The following is a 24,220-nucleotide window of genomic DNA, read 5'->3' as shown; positions in this document are numbered from 1 at the left end:
ATGCTCCTTTACAGCCGGTATAATTTTTGCGCATTTTCCCAGGTCGCCTGCTCGACCTCCGCTGGCGTCACGCCCTTTATTTGGGCAATTTCTTCTATTACATAAGGGATGTACAGCGAGCAGTTGCGCTTGCCGCGGTACGGAACCGGCGCCAGATACGGGCAGTCTGTCTCCGTCACGATCCGCTCCAGCGGAATGTCCGCCGCCACCTCTTTGAGCACCCTGGCGTTTTTAAAGGTCACGACGCCGCCGATACCGATGTAATATCCCAGCTTTACATACTCGCGCGCCATCTCCACCGAACCGGAATAGCAGTGGATCACGCCTCCCGCAAAACCGGGCTTTGCGGCGTGCACCTCTTTCATGCAGTCGAAGGTATCCTTTGCCGCATCGCGGCTGTGTACGATGATCGGCTTCTCCATTTCCAGCGCAAGCTCCATCTGCGCGGCGAACCATTTTTTCTGTATCTCGTGTGATTCCTTATCCCAGTAATAATCAAGTCCGATCTCGCCGACCGCCACCGCCTTCGGATGCGCCAGCATCTCACGCAGGCGCTGCATTTTTTCCTCATCCATCTCGCCCGCGTGATCCGGATGAATACCGATCGCCCCGTATACAAAATCGTATTTCTGCATCAGACGCCAGGATTCCTCCGCTCCGCGCATACTCGCGCCCACGTTCACCACCGCCCCGATGCCCTGCCCCGGCAAACCTTCCAGCAGCGTCTCCCGGTCAATATCAAACGCCTCGTCATCATAATGTGCATGTGTATCGAAAATCATTTTCCTTCTCCTTCATTTCAAAACCATGGGACGAGCCCTTTAAATATTTGTGACTACTCAGCCATGCGGCAAGTACCAGAAACGTCTGCTTACATGCAAGCATGACGCATCCGCTTCCGGCATTTACCGTATTACTGAATAGTTACAAATATTCTACCATAGACGCTGCCCTTCTGAAAAGCATCTTTCCTTTTTTTTAAAAATAATATATACTTTGTATTGACTTTCCCCCTTGTGGAAGGTGTAGGATTTGAACAGGAGGTGGGGATTTGAAGATTCAGCAGGTAGAGGAACTGGTGGGAATCACCAAAAAGAACATCCGTTTTTATGAGCATGAAGGGCTGCTGTCCCCGAAGCGCAGCGAAAACGGCTACCGCGATTATACACAGAAGGATGTGGAAACACTGAAAAAGATCAGGCTGCTAAGGAGCCTGTCGTTTCCTATCGAGGAAATACGGCGGCTGCAGGCAGGCGCGCTCACCATGGAGGACGGTGCGCGCCGTCAGATCATCGTGCTGGAGCGCGAGCAGGCGTCCCTGGAAAAAGCGCAGTGTCTCTGCCGGGAAATGCAGGAGCACGGCGAGACGCTTGATACGCTGGACGCCGATCTGTATCTGGAAAAAATGAAACATATGGAAAAGGAGGGGGCTGTCTTTATGGATGTCAAAAAGCATGATCACCGTAAAGCTTACATCGCGCCCGTGGCTGCTTCCGTTATTGTTGTTCTCTTTATCGGAATCATTCTGTTTGCCATGATCGCAGAATCCATGAGGGAACATTTGTCCACAGGCGAATTTTTGCTGATCGCGGCAGTGACGGCATTGCTGCTCGCCATTGTCATCGGCATACTGCTGGCGCTCTGGCAGCGCATCAAACAGATTAAAGGAGGAGAAGAGGATGCTGCTTCTAAATATTGATTATATTCCCGGAAAGGAAATCGCCGAGGCGCTCGGCATTGCAAAAGGAAGCGTCGTCATGTCCAAACACCTTGGGAAGGATTTTATGGCGGGCATGAAAACCATCGTCGGCGGCGAAATTGAAAGCTACACAGAAATGCTGGACGGAGCGCGGAAAATCGCCATGAAACGGATGGTGGAGGACGCGGAGGGCATGGGAGCCGACGCCGTCATCAACATCCGCTACGCTTCCTCCTCCGTTATGCAGGGCGCCGCCGAGGTGACCGCCTACGGAACCGCGGTGCGCGTAAAGGACTGACGCTGCTTTACAGAAACCTACACAGAGCGCAGCACTTCACAGCACAGCGCATCGCATCGCATGGAACCCGGCTCATTGCCCGCGGAAGTGAGGCACTGCGCAGCTGATCATACTTACTCACAAGGAGATTCATCATGATTACTCTTACAAACGTTTCCAAGACCTACGGAAACAGCAACATAAAAGCCGTGGACTCCCAGACATGGGAGGTCCCGGACGGCAAGATTACCGGCTTTATCGGACCGAACGGCGCCGGAAAATCGACCACATTGAAAATGATCACCGGCATTGTGACGCCGGATGATGGAAGCATTGAAATTAACGGACACGATATCGTGAAGGATCCGATCGCGGCAAAAAAACAGTTCGGCTTCGTCTCGGATTCGCCGGATAAGTTTCTCCGGCTGAAGGGCATCGAGTATCTGCGCTTCTGCGCGGATGTCTATGAGGTTCCGGAGGCGCAGCGCAGAGAGCGGATTGATATGTTCGCCAGCCGCTTCGGTCTCACGGACGCCCTCTCCAGCCGGATTATGAGCTACTCGCACGGTATGCGCCAGAAGCTGATGGTCATCGGCGCGCTTCTGCACAACCCGTCCGTCTGGATTCTGGATGAGCCGCTGACAGGACTTGACCCAGGCTCTTCCTTCGCGCTGAAGGAAATGATGCGCGAGCACGCTGCTGCCGGAAATTCTGTGCTTTTCTCCACGCATATTCTGGAAATCGCCGAACGGCTCTGCGATTATGTGGCGATTATCAATCACGGACGCATCGTGTTCCGGGGCACGCTGGAACAGCTCCGCGCCCGTTATTCCGGCGAAATGTCGCTGGAAAATATTTTCCTGGAGATGACCAGTCATGCGTAAAGAATTATTACTCACAAAAATCCTGTTAAAATGCGGAATGGGCAGTATGCTGCCCGCAGGAAAAAAGAAGCGGCAGATAATCGGACAGTGGGCGCTCTATCTGCTGATTGCCGTCTGCATCGTGCCGCTGCTGGTTCTGCTTTACCAGTTTGGCAGAGCCATGTATCAGACGCTGTCTCCGCTGCGCCTGGAGTACCTTGCCTATGACATCACGCTCCTGCTGCTCTCCCTTACCACGCTGATCTTGTCGCTGCCCTTTGCGATGTCCGTTTTATTTCTGGCAAAGGATATTGAATATCTTCTGCCGATGCCGCTTTCCCCGTGGCAGATTGCGGGGGCAAAGCTCTGTACGGTGCTGCTGTACGAATATATCACCACCGCGGCTGTCGGAATCCCCATGCTTGCCGGAATCGGAACGGCGGCGCATCACGGCATTGCATATTTTCTTTTTGCTGCGCTCGTGCTGCTCGCACTCCCCATACTGCCGGTGATTTACGGATGCCTCCTCGGCGTTCTGATTCTGCCGCTCACCACAAAGCTGCGCCGCAAAGAGGCAGTCACAACGCTTTTTTCCATCCTGATTATCCTGCTCGCCAGCGGCGCAGGACTTCTCTTCAGTTACTTTGGCGAGACGCTGGGCAGTCTGGATATCGCCGCCATTATCACCGGAAATAAGCAACTGCTCATCCAGGCGGAATACATCTTCCCGAATCTGCTGCTTGCCGGAAGGGCACTGAAAAGCACAGACCCGGCAATGCTGCTTCTCTACGTGCTGACTGCCGCGGCGGCAATCCTTGTTTTCCTGCTGGCAGGAAACCGGTTTTATCTGAAAGCGGTATCCGGCATGAACGAAGTTTCCCAGAAACGCGAAAAGCTCTCCGCTGCAGAGGAGATGCGCGCGCTGAAGACTTCGGGCATTGTAAAGAGCTGCGCGCTCCGGGAGTGGAAGCTGCTGGTGCGCACGCCCGTGTATTTTCTGAACTGTGTGCTTTCCGCCTTTCTTGTGCCGGTCATCCTTCTGGTAGCGCTCATCGTTCCCCTGCTTGGGAACATGGAAGAGCTGCAGAAGTTCCTGCCTCAGGTGTCGCAGCTTTTTCAGATGTTCGGCACAGACCAGCTCTCCGGTGTGCTTATGCTAACTGTTTTCGCCCTCACGACGCTGTTCTGCACAATGAATCTGTCGGCTGCCACCTGCATTTCCCGCGAGGGAAGCAATTTTATCGAAATGAAATACATCCCGGTTCCCTATAAAAAGCAGCTCCAGGGAAAAATGCTCTGCGCCGTCAGCCTCAGCTTCGCGGCTACGCTGCCCTACACGTTTTTGCTTGTATTTGCAGGGGCGGCAATCTTAAAGACCCCGGTGTGGCTGCTCCTCCCGGCGCTTGCCATCAATGTTTTTACGGTATTTACCGTCAGCTATTTCCAGTTGCTCGGCGATCTCTGGAAGCCAAAGCTCTCCTGGACCAGCGAGCAGGCCGCCGTCAAACAGAATTTCATCGCCATGCTCACCATGCTCGGCTCATTTTTGGTCTGCCTGCTGCTCGGACTTGGCTGCATCGGGCTTTATCTGCTGCGGATTCCCGTCTACGGAATCCTCGCCGCAGGAATCATAGTCCTTGGCATACTTGCCTTCGGACTGCGCGCCTTCGCTTTCCGCTACGGAGAGCGGGCACTGGCAAAACTGTAATCAAATACTATTCCCCGCAATAAGCTGCGTGATATCAGACCTGTACCGCAGCAGAACTGCGGGAATTTTCTCTCCGCTTATCTCCGGTCGGTACTAAACGTGTACCCTATGCAACCGACCTTTTAAAAGTGTAAAAATCAGTCACGCAGACATATCTCCCTCAGGTCGTTTTCATCTCCCGTTTCACACTTTCCAGCTCCCCGGACGTCATTTCAACAAGTCTGAGAATCTCCTCCTCCGGATATCTTCCCTCCAGCATGGCCCGCGCCATTCTTCTTTTCTCCTCCTGTCTGCCACGCCGTATCCCGCGCTTCATTCCGCTTTTTCTGCCATTTTCATATACAGCTTCCGAAAGATTACACATCAGATTTATCTCCCTTCTCATATCTGCGTCCATTTTTATATGAAATTTTTCTCGCAGCAGACGCTCTTTTTCTTTATAGGATTTCTTCCCGGACAGCAGGACATTCAGCATTTCCAGAAATACACTGTCTGTCTTCAGTTTTTCATTCAGTGTCACAGTACAGAACGTTATTTTGGAATAGGCGCCCGGCTTATCCGGCTGCCAGCCCGCCACATCCCGCTTCGCAATAGAATACTCCGTCAGCGCATTTCCAATATAGCGGGGCGCGTTCATACAGAGCCAGATAGAGCAGACTTTTTTTATCCCATTATAATTCGGTATGGAAAATTCCGTACCAAGCTGTTCAGAAATCATACGCGACGCATAAAAAATCCCCCGTGTTACAATTTCATAGCCGCAGTAAAATGACCTCTGCGCCTCTACATTGATAAGCATGCGTAGCCTTTTTCGTTTCTCCGGTACATACACAAAGAAACGGATATCATAATAAACCTCACCCTCTTCCGGTTCTTTACTCTCATTTTTGCTTCCCGAAATCCGCTCCGCCGCACTGCCTCCCGGATTTACCCGCACCGAAGAAATCTCCGGCTCCGCTTCAATACAACCGACAATTTTCTCTACGGAATATTCCCGGAATTCTTCCATCGTATACTTTAAAATCCATGCCAGAATTATTTTATGGCTCAATACCTTCTTGCACTGTGCATCATACTGCACTTTGGATCCCGCAAGAAACAATGTTCTTGCCAGCTCGTTTTTCATAATCCTCCATTCCGGTGCGCGGAGGGTCCGGATGCATCACAACCAGACATTCCTGGTACCCGCCGCATTTCCTGTTGTATTCATTACTGAAATTTTGGCGAGACGCCAGATTTTCTGAAATGTGAAATCATTATAGCATATCATTTTTTACATGTCAATATTTAAAAATATTTTTATAATATCTCTTACTATTTATAATATTCTCGGTCATGCAACAAATATCAGAAACAAATGTGTCATGCCTTCGACGGGAAGCCAGTCCTTTAAAGCATGTAAGCAGATATTTCTGATATTTAACATATGGCGTTTAGACAGAGGTCACAGACAGGAGCTGTCACTGGCAGCCTCTTTCAAATGCATGGCAACAAAAGAGCCAGCCCGGACGACGTGAATCATCCGGGTTGGCTGTGTCTGTTCTCATATTATAACCGGGCATCTGCCCTGTGCTGTAAGCGTTCTGACAGGATAGTCAGGGTATCTGCCCCATGCTGCAGATGTTCTGGTATCATCACCGGGTGCATCTGCCTTCTGCTGTCCGCGCCTTAGTTCAGCAGCGCGCTCTCCAGGTCAGAAAGCATAACATCGAATGCTGTCACGCCGCCCTCTGCGGTGTACCACACTGCCGGGTGCTCCAGAATGACAAGATTGCCGTTTTTGTATGCGTCTGTGCCCATTACCAGCTCATTTTCCATGATTTCCTGTGCGAGCTGCGCGCCGTTTGTGCCGATAGCCGCATCGCGGTCCATTACGAAGATGTAATCCGGATTCAGCGATACGATCAGCTCGAAGGACGCCTCATTTCCGTGCGCGGATTCCGCTGCGCCGCCATTTCCCTGGGCAGCCGCCTCTGTAACCGCTTCGGTTGTGCCTTCCTGTGCCTCTGTTTCCGCTTCGGTTGCATTCTCCTGCACCTCTGTCGCTGCTTCCGTTGTACCTTCCTGTGCCTCGCCTGCTGCTTCCGCTGCACCTTCCTGCGCACCGGCATTTTCTCTGCCGCCGCCCTGTCCGCCGTTGCCGCCGCGTCCGCCGCCGCTGGATTCCGCAACGTCAGCGCAAAGGTTCTCAAAGCCGACCTCCACGCCGATAAGAGAGCAGCGTCCGCCGTTGCCGATTACATTAAAGCTGCCGCTGGTGCACATACCGATTACCGCGGTCTTTCCTTCCGCAAATTCATGCAGCGTAGCAATGCGCTCGTCAAATCCGGCAAATTTTTCTTCTATCTCAGCTTCCTTTCCGAAGATGGAGGCGATGGTCTGCGCATTCTGACGGGTGCTCTCCAGAAGTCCAATTTCTGTGTCGGTAGACAGATAAACGACCGGGGCAATCTCACTGAGTGCATCGTAGCTTGCCGACAGACGTCCGCCGATGAAAATGATATCCGGCTCGCACGCCATGACCGCTTCCAGGTCCGCCTCTTTAATCGTGCCGAGATTTACGATTTCTTCGTTTTCCATATAGCTCTGCAGATAATCCAGAGAGGTGGAGGCAGAGCCGACCACGCGGTCTCCCAGGTCCAGGTTATCCAGGATATCCAGCGCCGCCATATCCAGAATCGCGATGCGCTCCGGGTCATAGGGAACCGCCATCTCTGTTTTTTCACCTGCTCCGTTAAGGCAGGTAATCTCCACGGTCTCCGCCGAAGCGTCCGCCGCCTGGCAGCACGCCGCCGCACCAAATGCCATCATTGCTGTCATAAGAATCGAAACTGCTTTTTTCATATCGTTTTGCTCCTCCTTAAATTTTAATAGTAAATGGAAAGAGGCTTTCCCTCAATCTCCATGATTTCAAAGTCTACATCGTAGATACGGGATAAGGTCTCTTTCGTCATCACCTCCTGCACCGTCCCGAATTTTGCGATTTTTCCATCTTTAAATGCACAGATGTAGTCTGAATAAAATGCCGCGTAATTAATTTCATGCAGCACTAAAATCACCGTCTTGCCCAGCTCATCGCAAAGGCGACGGACAATTTTCATCATATTGGTGGCGTGGTAAATGTCCAGATTATTCGTCGGCTCGTCCAGAAGCACATACTCCGTATCCTGGGCAATGACCATCGCAATGTAAGCGCGCTGTCTCTGCCCGCCGGAGAGCTCGTCGATAAACCGGTCGCGGAAGCTATCCAGCTCCATATAGCGGATCGCCTGGTCGACAATACGCTCATCCTCCGGCGTAAGCCGCCCTCCGCAGTAGGGGAAGCGCCCGAACGCCACCAGCTCCTCCACTGTAAGCTTCATCTGGATATTGTTGCTCTGCGTAAGAATCGCCAGCCGCTTTGCCAGCTCCTTACTCTTCCATTTAGAAATGTCGGCGCCCTCAAATTCCACCTCGCCGCCGTCCCGCGCAATCAGACGCGAAATCACGCCCATCACCGTCGATTTTCCGGCGCCGTTCGGACCAATCAGGGACAGCACCTTCCCTTTGGGAATCTCGAAGCTTACCCCCTGCACGACTTCCTTTCCGTCGTATTTCTTTGTCAGTTTATCAATAATCATTCTTCAGAACCTCCTGTTCTTCAGCAGCAGATAAAGGAAATAAATGCCGCCGCCCACGGAAATAAACACGCTGATGGGAACGGAATACACATACACCCGCTCCACGATGCACTGCCCGCCGATCAGCACAATCATGCCAAAAAGCGCCGAGCCGAGAATCAGCTGCGAATGCCGGTATGTGTGCAGAAGCTGCCGGGACAGATTGGCAATGATCAGTCCCAGAAAGGAAATCGGTCCCACCATCGCCGTCGCCACCGCAATGCAGATGGTGACACCCAGGAGCAGCCGCCGGATGCTCCTGTCGTAGTCTACGCCGAGATTTATCGCCTGATCCTTCCCCAGCGTCAGCACATCCAGCAGCGCCAGGTCTTTGCGCAGTACAAAAATCAGCGCGGCGAGTATAACCACCGACAAAACGATAATCTCTGAATTTATGTTGTTGAAGCTTGCCACCAGGGTGGCGAGCAGCGTGTCGTACTCATTCGGGTCCATAATGCGCGTCAGTGTCGACTGGATGCTGGAGAAAAAGGACGACAGCACCGTACCGATCAGCAGCACATAAAGCACATTATGATTCGTCTTCTTAAACAGATAGCTGTAAATAAATGTCGCGATAATGCCCATCAGCAGCACGTCCATTGCAAACGCGGCGTTTGCATTCACCGCGAAAATGCTTGCGGAGCCGGCAAAGAAGTACACCGCCGTGTGAATCAGCGTGTAAAGCGAATTCATGCCGAGCAGGCAGGGCGTCACAATCGTATTGTTGATAATCGACTGAAATACGATGGATGCGCCGCCGATGGCAAACGCCGTGATCAGCATAACGATCAGCTTCGGAATGCGGATTTTCATGGAATACTGAAACAGCTTCGGATTATGAAAGTTTACGGCAACAAACAGGTACGCCGCCGAGCACAGCAGCACCAGCACCGCCATGATAATCAGCTTATTTTTATTTGAGAGACGTCTGGTTTTCATCACGCGTTCCCTCCTGTTCCATTCTGCGCCGCGCCTTTTCCGGTTTTTTTCGTAAAATCAAAGCGCACAGCCTTTCTGCCGTGCTTCAGGCGATACAGCAGCAGCCCGATAAACAAAATACTGCCGAGAATACCGACAATCAGCTCGATCGGCAGCTCGTAGGGGGCAATCACCACACGCCCGATCATATCGCAGACCAGCACGAAAATGGCTCCGAACAGCGCCGTGTCCACCAGCGTTCCGCGGATTTTGTCCCCCTTAAACATGGCGACAACGTTGGGAACGATCAGCCCGATATAGGAAATCGAACCGACAACCACAACCACAGATGCCGTTATCATGGCGGCAATGCTCAGCCCCATAAAAAGAACCAGGTTGTAGGGAACGCCAAGATTCTTTGAAAAATCCTTTCCCATACCAACAATGTTGAAATGGTTTGCAAAGATAAACGCCAGTATTACCAGCGGCACAACCAGATAAACAATCTCATAGCGTCCCCGCAGAACCAGTGAAAAATGCCCCACCAGCCAGGATGACAGCGCCTGTGTCATCTCATATTTGTACGCCAGATAATTGGTAATTCCATTAATGACATTGCCAAACATAATGCCAACCAACGGTACCATGACTACATCCTTAAACTGGATGCTCTGGATAAACCAGACAAAGATCCAGGTGCCGAGGATAGCGAACACAAATGCAAAAATCGCTCTTCCCCACAGCGTGGACTGCGGCATAAATAAAAGCGCCAGCAAAATCCCGAACTGTGCCGAAGAAATCGTAGCTCCGGTGGTCGGGGAAACAAATTTGTTCATGCAGAGCTGCTGCATGATCAGTCCCGCCACACTCATACCGACACCGGTACAGAGAATCGCCAGCAGGCGCGGCAGTCTGGAGATCAAAAACACCTCCCACTGCTTTGCATCTCCACCTATAAGACCGGCCGGGTCCACGTCCAGCCCCCCGATAAACAGCGATATAAATGATAATATCAGCAACGCTGCTGCTAATATAATTGTAAGACGATATTTTTTGATAAAAATCCCCCCATCGTTAGTCTATGCTAACTTTTGTCGTAAAAAAAAGAATATCGCCGGCACTTTTTCCGTGACCCACAGTACCTGCCACCGGCAGCTCCCTTCGGATGCAGGACAACTAAAAAACGTCCACTGGACATCTTTGTCGTATGCATGGCAACAGAAAATGCGCTCTGTGCTTATTCACAGAGCGCATTATAACAAAAGCTCTTCCGCTGTTTCCACTCCAAACGGTTCTTTCAATGCTCCAAAAAGATACTTTTCCGGCATTCGGTCGGAGAAACTCCCATCACCTCCCGGAATGCCCGCGAAAATTTGCTGCTGTTGTCATACCCAAAAGCTGATGCAATTTCTGCAACCGACATGTCTGTTGTTTTTAAACAGTGCGCCGCCGAGCGCATTTTGTAAGCACGGATATATGCCTGGATGGATTCTCCGTAAACACTGTAAAAACACTTCTTTAACTGCGCAGGAGAAACATAAAACTGCGCCGCAAGCTGTTCGATCGTCACTTTTCTATCCATATGATCGTTGATATAACGGCACACATCCTTCGCAAGCTCCACCTGGGATTTCCGGCATGAGCGCTGCCCCGACTGTGAAAGCGCAGGATCAAGGCTGCTCAGAAACAAAAACAGCTCCAGCACCTTCACCTTTAAATAGCCCTTGCGGATATCATCGGGAACCGTGTAAAGCTCGGAGAAAATATGCTCCAGACGCGCAGTGGAGCGCATGATAAAATAGCGGTTTTCCCCGCAAAATTTCTCCAGAAGCGCAGCGGGCTTCACCCGCACATCCGCCAGAAAGCAGGAAAGACAGCGCGGAGTCAGCGCCGGATCGACGATCACAGAAACGCCGTGGTAGTGTCCCGTAGGACAATACACGGCGGTGCCGCTGCCCGCGCTTTTGCAGACCGCCATATCACCCTTGGCCAGATAAAAGAACTGATCTCCGGCGTCATATTCAAACCGCCCCTCCCGGCAGTGTGTGATTTCCAGCACGCCTGCCGGGTAAGAGGGCGGATAGGTGTATGTCTGTATGTGCGCATCCTTATAACACAGCCATATCCCCGGAAATACGGGCTATTCTGTGATCGTCAGCTCGCCTTCCTCATTCTCCACCCGGTAAGCAATACTATCTTCATTTTCAAAAAGGAGTCTGGCATCCTGATCGCAGGTGCCTTCGCATAAATTCTTCTTCATGCAGGTCATAATAACATTACATTTCTTTTTTGTCAATTTGTGCCGTCATGATGCTGCAGACACAACCAGTTACGCGTTACTGCTCAGGCCAGGACTTTGCATTCACTGCAAAGTCCGTAAGAAAGTGATACAGGTGTGAGCAAATCCCATTCGCGGAGCGAATTTTAAATGGATTTGCGAATGTTACTGTGAACGATGTGAACCAATGTCATTTAGTTAAACAAGACATGTTAGAGAATCCCTGCCATAAAACAGCCCTATATTGGAATGATATGGGGATTTTACCAGCTGTACGAAGCTCTATAACCGGATATGTAGTACAATGGGAAGTTTTTGGGTATGGCAAACAGACAGATTGCATATCTGCCTTAAAAATGGTATACTGCTAATGGCAGTTCCGCTTTACACGAAACGGTAAGCGAAACTGGCCGGTACCTGGAACCTTAGCTGGCGGGCATAGGTTCGGTCTGGCCTGATCGGCAGTATATAACGGCTGATCAGGTCATTTATATTTCCGGGACCCATATGGTCTGAAAGGAATGCAAAACATATTTTTATCGCCATAGACAGATTGACCTGATACGCCCATTTCCCCGTTTCCTTTTTTATAGCGGTATCCATGATTATGATGGTACAAAAATTATACAGCGTCATCCGGCAGAGAATCTCAAACTCAATGTATTCCTGGGATTTGGCGTGGAAGTTTGCGGTTCCGATCGTATGTTTTAAGTCACGGAAGGAAGTTTCCTGGTTCCACCGGAGATGATAAATGTGCCTGATCTGTTCTGATGAGAATTCATCTTCCGGAAGGTTCGTGATGACATTTTCATAAACCCCTTCCGCTATCTGGAAACGGACTACGCGCAGACGCATGCGGTATTCGGGACTGCTTTCTGTGATAAAGTCAAAGGAAACCGTCTTGCATATATAGCGGTAAAGGCTTTCCAATTCGGGATGCTGCCTTTTCTTTTTGGCCATTGACCGGGTAAGTATCACCTCTGCCCACCGGTCCATCTGGCTGGGGAGGCTGCCAATCGCAAGGAGACGCTTTATATTGACATCCTTGGCGCGGATGGCAAAGAAACAGCCTTTCTCAAGCGCATGTGCGAAGACGTTATAGCTGGCAAAGCCCCTGTCTGCAACGAAGACAGGGGAGCCGCCATAAATATAGCGGTCTATAAGCTGGCAGAGGGCAGCAAATTCGTTTTTGCGTCTGCCCGGCTGTATGATGGCATCCAGATACCGCTTGGAAAGCAGGTCATACAGGGAAATGGTATGGATGGAGTTGAACCCCTTCTTTGACCTGCCGCTTGTGGGATGGAAGGTGGAAGGGTCCTGCGGATTCCGCGCAATGTTAAATTCACAGCCGTCTGCGGCAATAAGGGAATACTTTCCCCAAAGCTTTTGTGTAGGAAAGCGGAGGTTAAGCTGTCTGAGGATGTGCAGGAAGGTATCAGGGCGGAGCTTTGCGCGCTGCTGGATGAAAGCGGAAGCCGTCGGAACTTCATCGGGCAGAAAATAGAAATATTTCAGCAACTCATGGCTGATGCATCCACTTTCCATGCAAAGGAAGAAACGGACCAGTTGTAGAAAGCCCAGTTTCCGGTCACGAGTAAAATCCTTTTCGGGATTTTTGACAAATTTGTCCATGCTGCTGGTCATGGAGTTGACGATTGCCCAGAGGGTAGATTTAACTTTTTGCGGGAATGACATACGGGTACCTCCTTGAAATTGAAATGATAATTTTAGCTTCAATTTCAAGGGCCGCTCTCGCTACTTCTTAAAATATAATCAGTAGCGAGAGCGGCCGCACATTTTGGATTCTGTGTCAACCCTTTTTCTTAAATTTATTAAAAAATTTAAGTTAGACCTTCAGATTGATCTTTTTCAATTGCCTTAACTAAATGACATTGGATGTGAACAGTAACAATTACGCGGTACTGTTCACTCTGTTCGCAGTAACAATTACCTGCCGCCTTTTCTCCGACATGCATTTTGCTCAGATCCCTTCATAGAAATCATGGAGACGAACTGTATAATCCTTATAACGTTTCAGGTATTTCTGATATTTTCTCCCCGTTTCCGGTTCCGGCTGATATTCCAGCTCTGTTTTCACATATTTTTTTGCCGTCTCCTTTAGATTTTCAAATATTCCGATCGCATTACCCGCCAGCATTGCCGCTCCCCACATAGCAACATCAGAGCGGTTCAAGGTAACGTACCGCATATTCTGCACATCTGCACACATCTGCGTCCAGACCGGGGACTTCGCTCCTCCTCCGATTATTTTAATAGCATCCATCGGATATTCCGGATAGAGATCTTTTACTCTGTCAAGCGCAAGCGTAAAATCATAAGTAAAGCTTTCCAGCAGCGCTTTATAAAAATATTCCGAGGTATGGCTCCAGTCGTACCCCATCCACATCCCTTTCAGCGCTCCATCCAGCGGCATAGAAGACCCTCCCAGCAATCCTATGGCCATAAGCCCATTGCATCCCGGCGGGATCGTTTTTATCCTTTCCTCCATACTGGCGAAGCATTCCCCTGCACTTTCCTGTTTTCCCACTTCAAAAGTATCCATAAACCAGTCCAGAGTGATACCGGAACCCGCCACAAAATGCGTCGCGTAAAAATCTCCGGGCACAGCAGAAGGAATGACATCCAGCCGTTTCTCCTCCAGATCCGGACGATACTCCGGAACACAGCAGCTTATCTCTCCATAAGAAGACGCTTCAAAAATTGTATCTCCATATTCCACGATCGCCGCTCCGAGACATCCCGCCACCTTATCTCCCGCGCCGGATACCAATGGTATTCCCGCCGGAAGTCCTGTGATCTTCGCCATCTCCGGATTCAGATGCGCACAGATATGATTGGAGTTCACGATCTTTGGGAGTTTCTTCCGGTCTATGCCCACTGCATTACAGATCTTTTCCGACCAGCAGTCATGCCGCACATCGGCCAGTCCCGTCCACTGCGTATAAGAACGGTCTATCACTGCTTCTTCTACCGGAATATCCCCCAGTTTTCCGATAACATAACCGCTTATCATCAGATACTTCCGGATTTTTTCATTTTCCCCTGGAAATTCATCCCGGAACCATTCAAATTTGGGCGCCATCTGCGGAAAATTCGTTCCGCCGATACACAGAAAATCTTCCTTCAGCCTTTCCATCTGTTTCATTGCCCAGGGCATATAACGGCTGTCCAGCGAGCAGGACCAGGTAGTAATGTCCTCCCACTTTTCATCGACTCCCATAAATCCGGACATCTGTCCGGTAAATGCCATCGCTGCCACGTCCCGTTTTCTCTCCCCCAGCGCCGCCGAAATTTTACTGAGACAGCGGATCACAGAATCAAGCAGCTCCTGCCCTTTCTGGATGAACACCCCGGGTTCCGGACGATAGTCCTTCACCGGCTCTGTTTCCAAAGCAATACATGTACTTTGTACATCATATGCACCGGCTTTGATAAAGCTGGTACCTAAATCTACTGCTAATAAAATTGCTTTCTCCATAAGTACCTCCCTTGTCTGAAAGCATATGTTCCATACAGATGCAGACAATTTCGCAGTTTATGGATGGATCACTACTTTCATTGTGTTTTCATCTCTTATAGATACAAATCCCTCTTCTACATTATCCAGTGTTACGATCTTTTCTATATATTTTTTTGCATCCAGTTTATGGTGCAGCATCATATCCATAATCACCTTCATATATGCCGCCGTTGTCGCATGGACGCCGAAGATCTGCAGTTCTTTATAATGTATCGCATTAGAGTCAAGGTAGCCCTTTCCATCCACAGGGAGCCCGCCAAAAAGTGAGATCCGGCCGCATTTTGCAGCTATGATCTGCGCTTCTGTGTGGACCGAAGGAACGGAGGTTGCGGTAATGACCACATCCGCACCGCGTCCGCCTGTTTTTTCCCTCACCACTTCTACTGTATTCTGCGTGAGTGGATTGATCCACTGAACTCCCGGGACTTTTTCCAAAGCAATCTTTCCTCTTTTTTCCACCGGTTCTACCACAAATACCTGTGCGGCCCCTTTCGCAAATGCAAGCTCCGCATGTATGCAGCCAATCATTCCGCTTCCATAAATCACTACCGTATCGCCTTCGTGTATATTCAGGTAAGCCTGTCCATTATACGCGCACGCAGCCGGTTCGATCAAAGTCGCATCATCGTAAGAGATCTCATCCGGCAAATGTATGAGATTTCCGTTTTTTACCGCTTTTGCCGGAATTTCTATCAGGGATGTAAACACACCGTCATACTGAAAACCAATCGTTTCCAGAGAATCACACATATTGGTATGTCCGTTTTTGCAGTAATAACACTCCCCGCATCCGATTGCCGGCGCGATCGTTACCCTGTCGCCCTTTTCGAATCCATACTTCTTCAATTCCTCTCCAACATAGAGGATCTTTCCCGCAAATTCATGTCCCATAATTCTGGGAGGATCGATTTTCTGATTTCCTTTCAGAAAAGTGCGCATGTCCGTTCCGCAAATCGAAGCAGAACAGATTTTTGCGATGATATTATCCTTCTTTTCTGCCGGTTCTGGTCTTTCTGCAACCACCAGTTCTCTTTTCTCATTCATGATATAGGCTTTCATATTGCCACCTCGTTTCGTATACTCTGCCTATCCTTCTGTAATTGCAATGCCAGCGCTGGTGCCAAGCCTCGATGCCCCGGCTTCTATCATTTTTTCTGCATCCGCTCTCGTCCGGATTCCGCCCGACGCCTTTACTTTAAGCTCCGGTCTTACCGTTTTAAACATAAGTGCAACATCTTCCGCCGTAGCCCCGCCTGTCGAAAATCCGGTTGATGTCTTTACAAAATCTGCTCCGGCCTCTTTGCAGACTTTGCAGACTTCCACCTTCTCTTCATCCGTAAGCAGGCAGGTTTCAATGATCACCTTTAACACATGGTTCCTGTCCACCTCTGCCTTTACTTTGCAGATATCTTCTTTTACTCTGGAAAAATCGTGCTCCTTTGCGGCGCCAATATCAATTACCATATCTATTTCCCTGGCGCCCTCTTCCATGGCTATTCTTGCTTCCATCGCCTTAACTTCCGATTTATTTGCGCCAAGAGGGAACCCGATCACCGTACACACATTTACGCTGCTTCCTTCCAGCAATTCTGCAGCATACCTTACGTGTTTGGGATTAATGCACACAGAAGCAAATTTGTATTTTAAAGCCTCCTGGCAAAGCTTTTCAATATCCGCCCTTGTTGCCTGCGGTTTCAAAATCGTATGATCTATATAAGACGCCAAATTCATCTTCATCATGATCTCCTTCCTTATCTCATTCCATTCGGATAAAACATAATCTTATTAAATACAATTTCTTTTTTCTCAATTTTCCGGAATGTCTCCGGCAGCTCATCCAAAAGCAGTCTGTGCGAAATCAGCAGGTCCGGATTAAACTTTTTCTCATCCATTAGTTTTGCTGCATCCGTCCATTCCTTTCCCGGGAACGGATTTGAAAATGAATTCCAGCTTCCTCTTATGGTAAGCTGATACCTCAAAATTCTATCGACTGCTTTTTCTGATAAATGCAGGGCGGCATGAGAAATGCCCAGAAACAATACTCTTCCCATTTTTCCAGCTGAAAGTATGGCCTGCTCCTGAGCCGACGGAACACCCGACATGTCAAACGCTGCCGAAACGCCCTGTCCGTCTGTATATTTTAAAATCATCTCTACGGCGTCCTGCTTCATGGAATTTATAATATGCGTAGCTCCACATTCTTTTGCAACCTTCAGCTTTTCATCATTCACATCCACTGCAATAATAGTTTTGCAGCCCAGAATCTTCGCATATTGTATTGCAAACAAACCAATCGCGCCCAATCCGAATACGCACACACTGTCTTCCCCGGACACCTCGATGCGATAAAAACCATGCAGAGCGTTTGCAGCCGGATCAATCGTTGCACCCCAGTCAAACGGCGTCCCATCCGAAAGGCGGATAAGATTATCGGCTTTCACAGACAAAAATTGCGCAAACGCACCGTCGTTTCTGGAACCATAATATTTATAATCCTCACAGAGAGAATACAAGCCTTTTTTGCACCACTCACACTTATTACACGGAATCAGCGGAGCTGCTGCCGCTTTATCTCCCGGATCCCATCCCTTTACATCTGTTCCGACTTCCACGATCTCACCGGCAAACTCATGCCCCGGAATAATCGGAAGCACGTGGGAACCATATCTTAAAATACGCGGGATATCAGAACCGCATACGCCAACCGCCATAATTTTCAGTAAAACTTCATCCGCCTTCGGTTTCGGTCTCTCAACCTCGACAACCTCCAGATTATTAATCGCTTTCATTACTACCGCTTTCATTACGCTCCTCCTTTTTCATCACGATATTTTGTTCAGCATAAATACCTTAACCTCTTCCGGCTGCAGGAAATCCTTTACTGAAACATTTCCTTCCTGTACGCTCTTCTTCTCATCCGTCATGATATCAGTGATCTGCTGATATCCTTCCATGGGAACAGACAATTCCACACACGCTGCTTTTTCATCATGATTAATAAGAAACAGGAATGCCTCATCTTTTCCTTCCAGTACACGTACCTCCACTAATTGTTCACTTCCCGGGCCGCACAGTTTTGCCTTTGGAGAATATTCCACTTTTTCCAGCAGCTTACAAAATACTTCGTTCGTATCGCCCGAATAGTTCCACATAGCATTTGCAAAAAACAAGGTACCGACATATGCTGTCTTTCCTTTCCCATAAGAATGCGCTATTGCCGCCGGTCTGCCATTCTCAAATTTACCAAATACTTCCGCATTCTCACGGACTTTAATATGCTCGGCGATCACTTTTGCCACATTATGATATTCATGGTCTTCTATTACCAGATTCTGTTCATTGATCACACAGTAATCGCTCTTAACATCCAGGCCGAATACCTCATCAAGACCACCCGCCGGGCAAACTTCTGCTCCCCATGCTTTGTCTGTAAAATATCCAAGCATACCGTCACTGATGATCTTTCCGCCGTTCTTCACATAAATACGCAGTGCCGCTGCCAGTTCCTGCGTGATGCTGATCCCATATGGTATCAGCAGAAGCTTATATTTTTCCAGTCCTCCCGCCAGTACCTTATCTGCATTTATAAAATCCGGCTGGATCAGATTCTGCATACAAAGCTTATAGCATCCCATGAATGCAAGGGAATCTTTATAAAATCTATTCTGCTTCCGGATCATGCAGCTTCCCGATGTTCCAAGAGACACCAGGCCTTCAATAAATATGCTGTCCATATTATAAAGAATTGCCGCCTCGCTCTCCGGAGCCATCGCATAGGCAAGCTTTGATTTATATTTACGGAAGACATCGGTAAACTCTTTCAGAGCATCACAGCGTTCTGTCCAGTCTCCATTTCGTTCTGTAAATCCGAGCGAGATCGTCTCTACCGTAGAAAGCTCCGGACGCCATCCCCAGAATATAACTCCTTTGGCACCTCTCGCGATCTGTCCCCAGGTCTGACGCTTGATCGTCTTACCGGAGATCGGCAGTGAGAAGCAGAAGCTGTCTTCCGTCCGTTCCCCAACAAAAACAAACATCGGACCGGCGCCTGTACCTGTTTCTCCTATCCAGTATGGTCCATTATTTGTGACACTCCGCAGCAGATCACACACAAATGCTGTTATTTCCGGATTTACAGAATCGTACATGGAGCTGCCGATCATATCTGTTACATCTGCCAGTTTAAAATGATCATTCGATGTAACGACCGGATGTCCCGTCTCGTAAATTGCGGTATGTACTACCGTATAGCGGTCTTTATCATACTTCTTTATCGTCTCGCTTAAAAATTTCATGGCATCTGCCTGTGCATCTGCGCGGAAATGCTTCCAGTCCAGCCAATCCGTATACATTCCAACTGATTTCGGCGGCTGTACCTGCAACCAGTTCTGATATTGTCTTGTCCATACCTCATTTAAGCTTTCCAGCGTCCCATACTTCTTTACCAGCCATTTCCGGAATTTTTCTTTTGTATGATCACAATAGCAGTAGACCAGTTCTCTCCAGTCATTCTGATAGTATTGCTGCGACGGTTCTTCTGTAGGTTCATGCCAGATATCAAATGCAATAATATCTGCATTTCCTTTATAGTGTTCTGTAATTGCCTTCAAGAAGCTGGCAATAGCGCCCCTGTGCGGTTCGCTGTCCAGGCAAAGTCCCGGCCATCCGCCTGTCGCCGCATCCGCCTGCTGATGCGGTGTCCATACATTGCCTCCGGCAGAAACATATCTGCTGTCCGGATATTTCTCGTATACCCATTCCGGTGCGCAGACAAGATACATCGTAAAGATCACCTTTAAACCATATTTCACAGCCGCCGATATAATATTGTCGTAATATGTAAAATCAAATTCTCCTTCATTTGCTTCTATGGTTCCCCATGTAGCATGGACCCTGACCGTGTCCATGCCGCATTTTTGCATATTACTAAAGTCTTTTTCCCAGTTCTTATCCGTCCTGTCCCTGTAAGCGGAATATTTTGTTCCGATCGGAAATATTTCCTGCAATTTCATTTTATCCATGCTGCTTCTCCTTTACTTTATCTGACATATACGAAATGGCCTGCCCTTTCCATTACGGATCCTGATCGTTTTCTCTTCTCCAGGCAAAAGATCAAAATAATTATCCGAGCATTCCATATGATCCGGTATATACACTCCCTATATTGTTTCTCCGGCTACATTTTTATCTCTTCCAGCAATACGTCCGCAGTTTCCTCATCGATCAATAGTATATTGGCATACCCGGCATGCAAAATTGCCTTTAGCGGTTCTAATCTCTGTTTTCCAAGAATTACTGCGATCCGGTAATCACATCGCTGAAGCTGCTGAAATGAAATAGCCATCGTCCTGTCATCCAGTGTTTCTGATACACACTGCCCATCCTTATTAATAAATCGTGTGCAGACCTCTCCAACCGCACCTTCCGAGATCAGTGTTTTAATCTCCTTTTCTGTAATAAACCCTGATTTAACCAGTGAGCTTTCCATGCTGCATTGTCCCACAGTAAAGACTGCAACATTAATATTATCCAGCATCTTCACGACCTGACTGATACACTGTTCCTGGAAAAAAATCTCCTTATATTGTTTACTTTCCACAATTGCAGGAACCATCATTGCATACACATTTGCCTTGTAAACATCTGCAAAATTTTTAGAAATTTCATCGGCATACGTCCGTTTCTGGTTTTGGGTCACACCTCCGCAGATCTGTACGACCTTCACATTTTTAAGAGATTTATCTGTCCGCAGATATCTTGAACAATCATAGATCGTCTTACCCCAGGCAACGCCTATCACATCTCCATCTTTCAAAATACTGTTCAGAAGAGAGCCAAGCTTCTCCCCCAACTGCTGTGTATACGGATAAGTATCCTGCTGATAGCTGCTCTTATCGTCGGCAATGACTACCTTGTCCAGATGGAAATGCCGTTTGAGGATTCTTTCCTTCTCATTCTCCATCAGCCATATATTATTGCTTCTGAATTCAATCAATTTCTCTTTTCTTGCTTCGACCAGCAATTTGGATACATAGGAACGTGAAATTTTTAGTTCCGACGCAATCTCATTCTGATTTTTATCTTCAAAATAGTATAAACGCGCCACTGCAATCTTTAAATTTTCTTTCATTGTTATCCTCTATCCTTTCACAGCACCTGCAACCATGCCCTCCATAATCTTTTTATGAAAAATAAAGTACACGATAACGACGGGCAAAGTTGCGATCGCCAGCCCGGCCATCATGGGAGTATAATCTACAGAATACTGTCCGGTAAAATAGGTCAATGCTATCGGCAATGTTTTTAATTCCGGCTTTCCCATCAGGACAAGAGAAAACGGAAATTCATTCCAGGCATCCAGAAAGCTCAGTATGGTAATCGTTGATAAAATCGGTTTTGAGATCGGCAGAAAGATCCGGAAAAAAACATCATGGGTATTTCCACCGTCAATAATCGCAGCCTCCTCCAGTTCCCTTGGTATTGTCGATGCATAAGTGGTCATCAGAAAAATTGCCTTCGGCAAACCAAATGCTGCATAAATCAAAGCCAGAACAAACCGGTTGTTATTTAACGAAAATGTTTTTAGTTCAATAAATACCGGAACCAGAAGACTATGCACCGGGATCAGCATTCCCATCAAAAACATCGTATAGAGAAGTTTTTTCCCTTTAAAAACGTACCTTCCAAATATTGTTCCAGCCAAAAAAGCAATAAGCAATAAAACGACTACTGCCGTTACACTGACCAGCACACTGTTTACAAATGCTGTATCCATTCTTCCTGTCTTCACCGCTGTCTGATAATTTTCAAAATGAAGCTGTGTCGGAAGCGAAAGAAGATTTCGCTTAAACTCCGATTCTTCTTTCAGAGAAGAATAAAGCATCCATACAACCGGAAACAGACAAAAAAGAGAAAATGCGCTGATTATCACATTTACAAGCAGTGAGCCGAGTTTTTTTAATCCAGATTCTATTTTACTCATATCTCTTTTTACCCTTTCCAAAAATTATATTAACCAGCAGCACCAACACAAGACTTGTCAGCATGATCCCAACAGATATTGTCGAGCCATATCCAAACTTCTGTTTTATAAAAGATGTTTTATACGCGTACATCGCGCCGACCATAGAAGCATTTCCTGGACCGCCGCCTGTAATAATGTAAATATGCTCAAACAGTTTCATACAGCCTGATACCGCAAGAATAATAGATATTTTTACCGTATCGAGAACCAGCGGCCAGGTAATATAAAGCGTCCTTTGAATGCCATTGGCACCGTCAAGTACAGCACTTTCAATAATTTCCTCCGAAATATTTTTCATGGCGCCTACAAGCATAACAACATACATACCGATCCACTGCCAGACAATGGGAACCGTAATCGATCTCATTACAATATCCGGATCATCCAGCCATGCCTGTATCAGCTCTTCATGGCCAATTAATTTTAAGAAAAAATTTAACAGACCGTAATCTGCGTTATAAATAATTTTCCATAAGAATCCAACTACAACCGGCGCCAGAATCACCGGCATAAAGATAGCAAATTGATGGAACGCTTTCCCCTTCAGCATTTTTGTACATAACAGAGAGGAAATAACAAAAGCTATTCCCACCTGGAGAACCACGCAGAAAAATGCCAGAATTAAATTGTTCCAGATCGCCTTGGCAAATACTCCGTCCTGCAGCAACCGGATATAGTTTGTTATTCCGATAAATTTCATAGTCTTCCCGCCGGACCAGTTGAAAAATGAATAATATATTGCCATAACAACCGGTATCAAATTGAATATCAAAAATAATGCAACACTCGGGAACATATATAGAAACAATATTTTTCGTTTGGGAACCAATGCTTTACTTTGCTCCAATTCCAATACCACCTTTCATTTAAAAATAAGGTTGTCCGAAGACAACCCTATTTGTACTGCTTATTCTAAAGTCATCTCATATTCATCCTGCACATTTCCGCCCCACTCTTCAGCAGAGATCTCTCCCAGTAAAAGTTCCTGGAAACCAACATTCATCGCGTCAATAACAGAAGTATCAAAATGGCAGTCATACTGTTGTGAATTCGTAATCGTTTCCTTTAAAGCAACATATTCTGCTACCAGCGGAGAAATCTGGCCGTAATCATAATCAACACTCATTCCTCCAAAATCTCCTTTTTCAGCCAGGTCCATACACCACTGTTCATCCGAAATATACTTGATAAAAATACGTGCCGCCTCTTTTTTCGCACCTGTCAGCTTTGCATTATATGCCTGTCCCCATCCAGCTCCGCCCGGAGTTGTGGTTCCTGCTCCTAATCCGCCTTCGAAAGCCGGAAATACTGCTACACCAGATTTCTCAACCACGCTCTGATCCTCACCTGCAGTTGCGATCAGCGTTCCAAATGTCCAGCTTCCATCTACATAAGATGCATACTCTCCTCTCAGATACGGCGGCATTACTTCAAACTGGTCAAGACTATTCATATTTTCATTCATAAATTGTGATAATTCTGCCATTTTTTCTACGCCCTGCAGCATATTAGCATCCAGGAATCCATCGCCGGTCCCATTCATGATATCTGAATACCAGCTATCCCCTGCTCCGCGATATCCAAGCGCGCCAAATACACAGGAATTTGCTACCCACTGTCCGCTGTTGCCCATGCCGAGCGGCACATATCCTGCCTCCTGCAATTTCGTAAAGCAGTCGATTAATTCATCCCAGGTCTGCGGGAAGGTATCATAGCCGACGGAGCTGTAAATTTCTTTATTATATATGATTAACGAGCAGGAAAGATTCTGGAATGGAGCTCCATAATAATGCCCGTCATATTCCATATCGAAAAGAATATTGTTTGTAAATCCGCTTGCCCACTCTTCATCTGCCTCCAGGAACTCATCGATCGTTCCAAGCTGTCCGTTTGCCACCATATTCGGGATCCAGGAACCTTTTACATTAAAAACATCCGGAAGAGAATCTGACGCCATATAAGTCATCATGATCGTCTGATAATCATCGTGAACAGAACCATCATAGTTGATCGTGATATTCGGATAGTCCTCTTTCAATCTTTCCAGTGCATTATTCAATGCATAAGACTTTGCATCCGTTGTGCTGTCCAGCGACCACATCATTGCCACATCTAATGTAACCTCTTCCGTGAACCCGGTTTCCTGCTGCGCTTCTGTCAGTCCTTCTTCTGCATACACTGCAGCCGGCGAACATGCTAATAATACAGACAATAAAACAGCTATTTTCTTTTTCATAGTTTTCTCCTTTCGTT

23 protein-coding genes are annotated in these 24,220 nt (G+C 47.8%); 4 read left to right on the top strand and 19 right to left on the bottom strand.

Translation table 11 applies throughout. The features are described from left to right. Positions 1 to 8 precede the first annotated feature (8 nt). Positions 9 to 782, bottom strand: a complete 774-nt coding sequence (locus ACLU9Q_RS05055; RefSeq protein WP_296840474.1) for a TatD family hydrolase — start codon at positions 780 to 782, stop codon at positions 9 to 11. A gap of 269 nt (positions 783 to 1,051) precedes the next feature. Between ACLU9Q_RS05055 and ACLU9Q_RS05050 the strand changes: the two genes are divergently transcribed. The 4 genes from ACLU9Q_RS05050 to ACLU9Q_RS05035 all read left to right on the top strand — a co-directional run bounded on the left by ACLU9Q_RS05050 (position 1,052) and on the right by ACLU9Q_RS05035 (position 4,547). Next, on the top strand, positions 1,052 to 1,699 hold the full coding sequence (locus ACLU9Q_RS05050; RefSeq protein ID WP_296840471.1) for a MerR family transcriptional regulator: 648 nt from the start codon (positions 1,052 to 1,054) through the stop codon (positions 1,697 to 1,699). Continuing rightward, positions 1,680 to 1,997: a YbjQ family protein gene (locus tag ACLU9Q_RS05045; protein WP_006863613.1), complete on the top strand. Its 318-nt coding sequence runs from the start codon at positions 1,680 to 1,682 to the stop codon at positions 1,995 to 1,997. The genes ACLU9Q_RS05050 and ACLU9Q_RS05045 overlap by 20 nt, the downstream gene beginning before the upstream one ends. A gap of 134 nt (positions 1,998 to 2,131) precedes the next feature. Beyond that, positions 2,132 to 2,860, top strand: a complete 729-nt coding sequence (locus ACLU9Q_RS05040; protein ID WP_296840465.1) for an ABC transporter ATP-binding protein — start codon at positions 2,132 to 2,134, stop codon at positions 2,858 to 2,860. After that, positions 2,853 to 4,547, top strand: coding sequence for a putative ABC transporter permease subunit (locus ACLU9Q_RS05035; protein WP_296840462.1), 1,695 nt, complete (start codon positions 2,853 to 2,855; stop codon positions 4,545 to 4,547). Before ACLU9Q_RS05040 ends, ACLU9Q_RS05035 begins: the two co-directional genes overlap by 8 nt. Before the next feature lie 160 nt (positions 4,548 to 4,707). Here ACLU9Q_RS05035 and ACLU9Q_RS05030 read toward each other — a convergent pair whose 3' ends face one another. From ACLU9Q_RS05030 to ACLU9Q_RS04945, 18 genes are all read right to left on the bottom strand, one after another. Further along, positions 4,708 to 5,673 (bottom strand): hypothetical protein, encoded by a 966-nt coding sequence (locus ACLU9Q_RS05030; protein WP_296840459.1) that lies wholly within the window; start codon positions 5,671 to 5,673, stop codon positions 4,708 to 4,710. Positions 5,674 to 6,215: 542 nt separating this feature from the next. Further along, entirely contained in the window at positions 6,216 to 7,391 is a 1,176-nt protein-coding gene (locus ACLU9Q_RS05025) for a siderophore ABC transporter substrate-binding protein (protein ID WP_302225731.1), read from the bottom strand. A 23-nt stretch (positions 7,392 to 7,414) separates the two neighbouring features. Continuing rightward, the gene (locus ACLU9Q_RS05020) at positions 7,415 to 8,167 is read right to left on the bottom strand and encodes an ABC transporter ATP-binding protein (RefSeq protein WP_006863606.1); all 753 of its coding nucleotides are present in this window, start codon (positions 8,165 to 8,167) and stop codon (positions 7,415 to 7,417) included. Positions 8,168 to 8,170: 3 nt separating this feature from the next. Further along, positions 8,171 to 9,145: an iron chelate uptake ABC transporter family permease subunit gene (locus ACLU9Q_RS05015; RefSeq protein ID WP_296834360.1), complete on the bottom strand. Its 975-nt coding sequence runs from the start codon at positions 9,143 to 9,145 to the stop codon at positions 8,171 to 8,173. Continuing rightward, a complete protein-coding gene (locus ACLU9Q_RS05010) occupies positions 9,145 to 10,143 on the bottom strand; it encodes an ABC transporter permease (protein WP_330490493.1) in 999 nt (332 codons plus the stop codon). The genes ACLU9Q_RS05015 and ACLU9Q_RS05010 overlap by 1 nt, the downstream gene beginning before the upstream one ends. A 278-nt stretch (positions 10,144 to 10,421) precedes the next feature. Next, positions 10,422 to 11,183 carry a helix-turn-helix domain-containing protein gene (locus ACLU9Q_RS05005; RefSeq protein ID WP_296834362.1) on the bottom strand — a complete coding sequence of 254 codons (762 nt, stop codon included), beginning with the start codon at positions 11,181 to 11,183 and terminating at the stop codon, positions 10,422 to 10,424. An 81-nt stretch (positions 11,184 to 11,264) separates the two neighbouring features. Beyond that, positions 11,265 to 11,420, bottom strand: coding sequence for a hypothetical protein (locus tag ACLU9Q_RS05000; protein WP_296834366.1), 156 nt, complete (start codon positions 11,418 to 11,420; stop codon positions 11,265 to 11,267). A gap of 366 nt (positions 11,421 to 11,786) precedes the next feature. Beyond that, positions 11,787 to 13,097, bottom strand: a complete 1,311-nt coding sequence (locus ACLU9Q_RS04995; protein ID WP_412624502.1) for an IS4 family transposase — start codon at positions 13,095 to 13,097, stop codon at positions 11,787 to 11,789. Between the two features lie 286 nt (positions 13,098 to 13,383). Next, entirely contained in the window at positions 13,384 to 14,901 is a 1,518-nt protein-coding gene (locus ACLU9Q_RS04990) for a xylulokinase (protein ID WP_296834370.1), read from the bottom strand. 57 nt (positions 14,902 to 14,958) lie between these two features. Beyond that, positions 14,959 to 16,002, bottom strand: coding sequence for an alcohol dehydrogenase catalytic domain-containing protein (locus tag ACLU9Q_RS04985; protein WP_296834372.1), 1,044 nt, complete (start codon positions 16,000 to 16,002; stop codon positions 14,959 to 14,961). A 27-nt stretch (positions 16,003 to 16,029) separates the two neighbouring features. Beyond that, complete coding sequence (gene deoC, locus ACLU9Q_RS04980) at positions 16,030 to 16,674, bottom strand: deoxyribose-phosphate aldolase (RefSeq protein WP_334295195.1); 645 nt, start codon at positions 16,672 to 16,674, stop codon at positions 16,030 to 16,032. A 20-nt stretch (positions 16,675 to 16,694) separates the two neighbouring features. Next, entirely contained in the window at positions 16,695 to 17,747 is a 1,053-nt protein-coding gene (locus ACLU9Q_RS04975; RefSeq protein WP_296834378.1) for a galactitol-1-phosphate 5-dehydrogenase, read from the bottom strand. Between the two features lie 18 nt (positions 17,748 to 17,765). Next, entirely contained in the window at positions 17,766 to 19,964 is a 2,199-nt protein-coding gene (locus ACLU9Q_RS04970; protein WP_296834381.1) for a beta-galactosidase, read from the bottom strand. 12 nt (positions 19,965 to 19,976) lie between these two features. After that, positions 19,977 to 20,081, bottom strand: coding sequence for a glycoside hydrolase family 2 protein (locus tag ACLU9Q_RS04965; protein WP_412624714.1), 105 nt, complete (start codon positions 20,079 to 20,081; stop codon positions 19,977 to 19,979). Between the two features lie 38 nt (positions 20,082 to 20,119). Then, positions 20,120 to 21,073 carry a sugar-binding transcriptional regulator gene (locus ACLU9Q_RS04960; protein WP_296834384.1) on the bottom strand — a complete coding sequence of 318 codons (954 nt, stop codon included), beginning with the start codon at positions 21,071 to 21,073 and terminating at the stop codon, positions 20,120 to 20,122. Between the two features lie 9 nt (positions 21,074 to 21,082). Beyond that, positions 21,083 to 21,925 (bottom strand): carbohydrate ABC transporter permease, encoded by an 843-nt coding sequence (locus ACLU9Q_RS04955; RefSeq protein WP_296834386.1) that lies wholly within the window; start codon positions 21,923 to 21,925, stop codon positions 21,083 to 21,085. Then, on the bottom strand, positions 21,918 to 22,667 hold the full coding sequence (locus ACLU9Q_RS04950) for a carbohydrate ABC transporter permease (RefSeq protein ID WP_296834389.1): 750 nt from the start codon (positions 22,665 to 22,667) through the stop codon (positions 21,918 to 21,920). Before ACLU9Q_RS04950 ends, ACLU9Q_RS04955 begins: the two co-directional genes overlap by 8 nt. Before the next feature lie 207 nt (positions 22,668 to 22,874). After that, the gene (locus tag ACLU9Q_RS04945) at positions 22,875 to 24,203 is read right to left on the bottom strand and encodes an ABC transporter substrate-binding protein (protein ID WP_296834394.1); all 1,329 of its coding nucleotides are present in this window, start codon (positions 24,201 to 24,203) and stop codon (positions 22,875 to 22,877) included. Between the last annotated feature and the right edge of the window lie 17 nt (positions 24,204 to 24,220).

The organism is Marvinbryantia sp., assembly GCF_047017445.1.
Taxonomy (GTDB): domain Bacteria; phylum Bacillota; class Clostridia; order Lachnospirales; family Lachnospiraceae; genus Marvinbryantia.
Note: the sequence above shows the minus strand (reverse complement) of the source record. Positions and strands in the feature narration are given on the sequence as shown.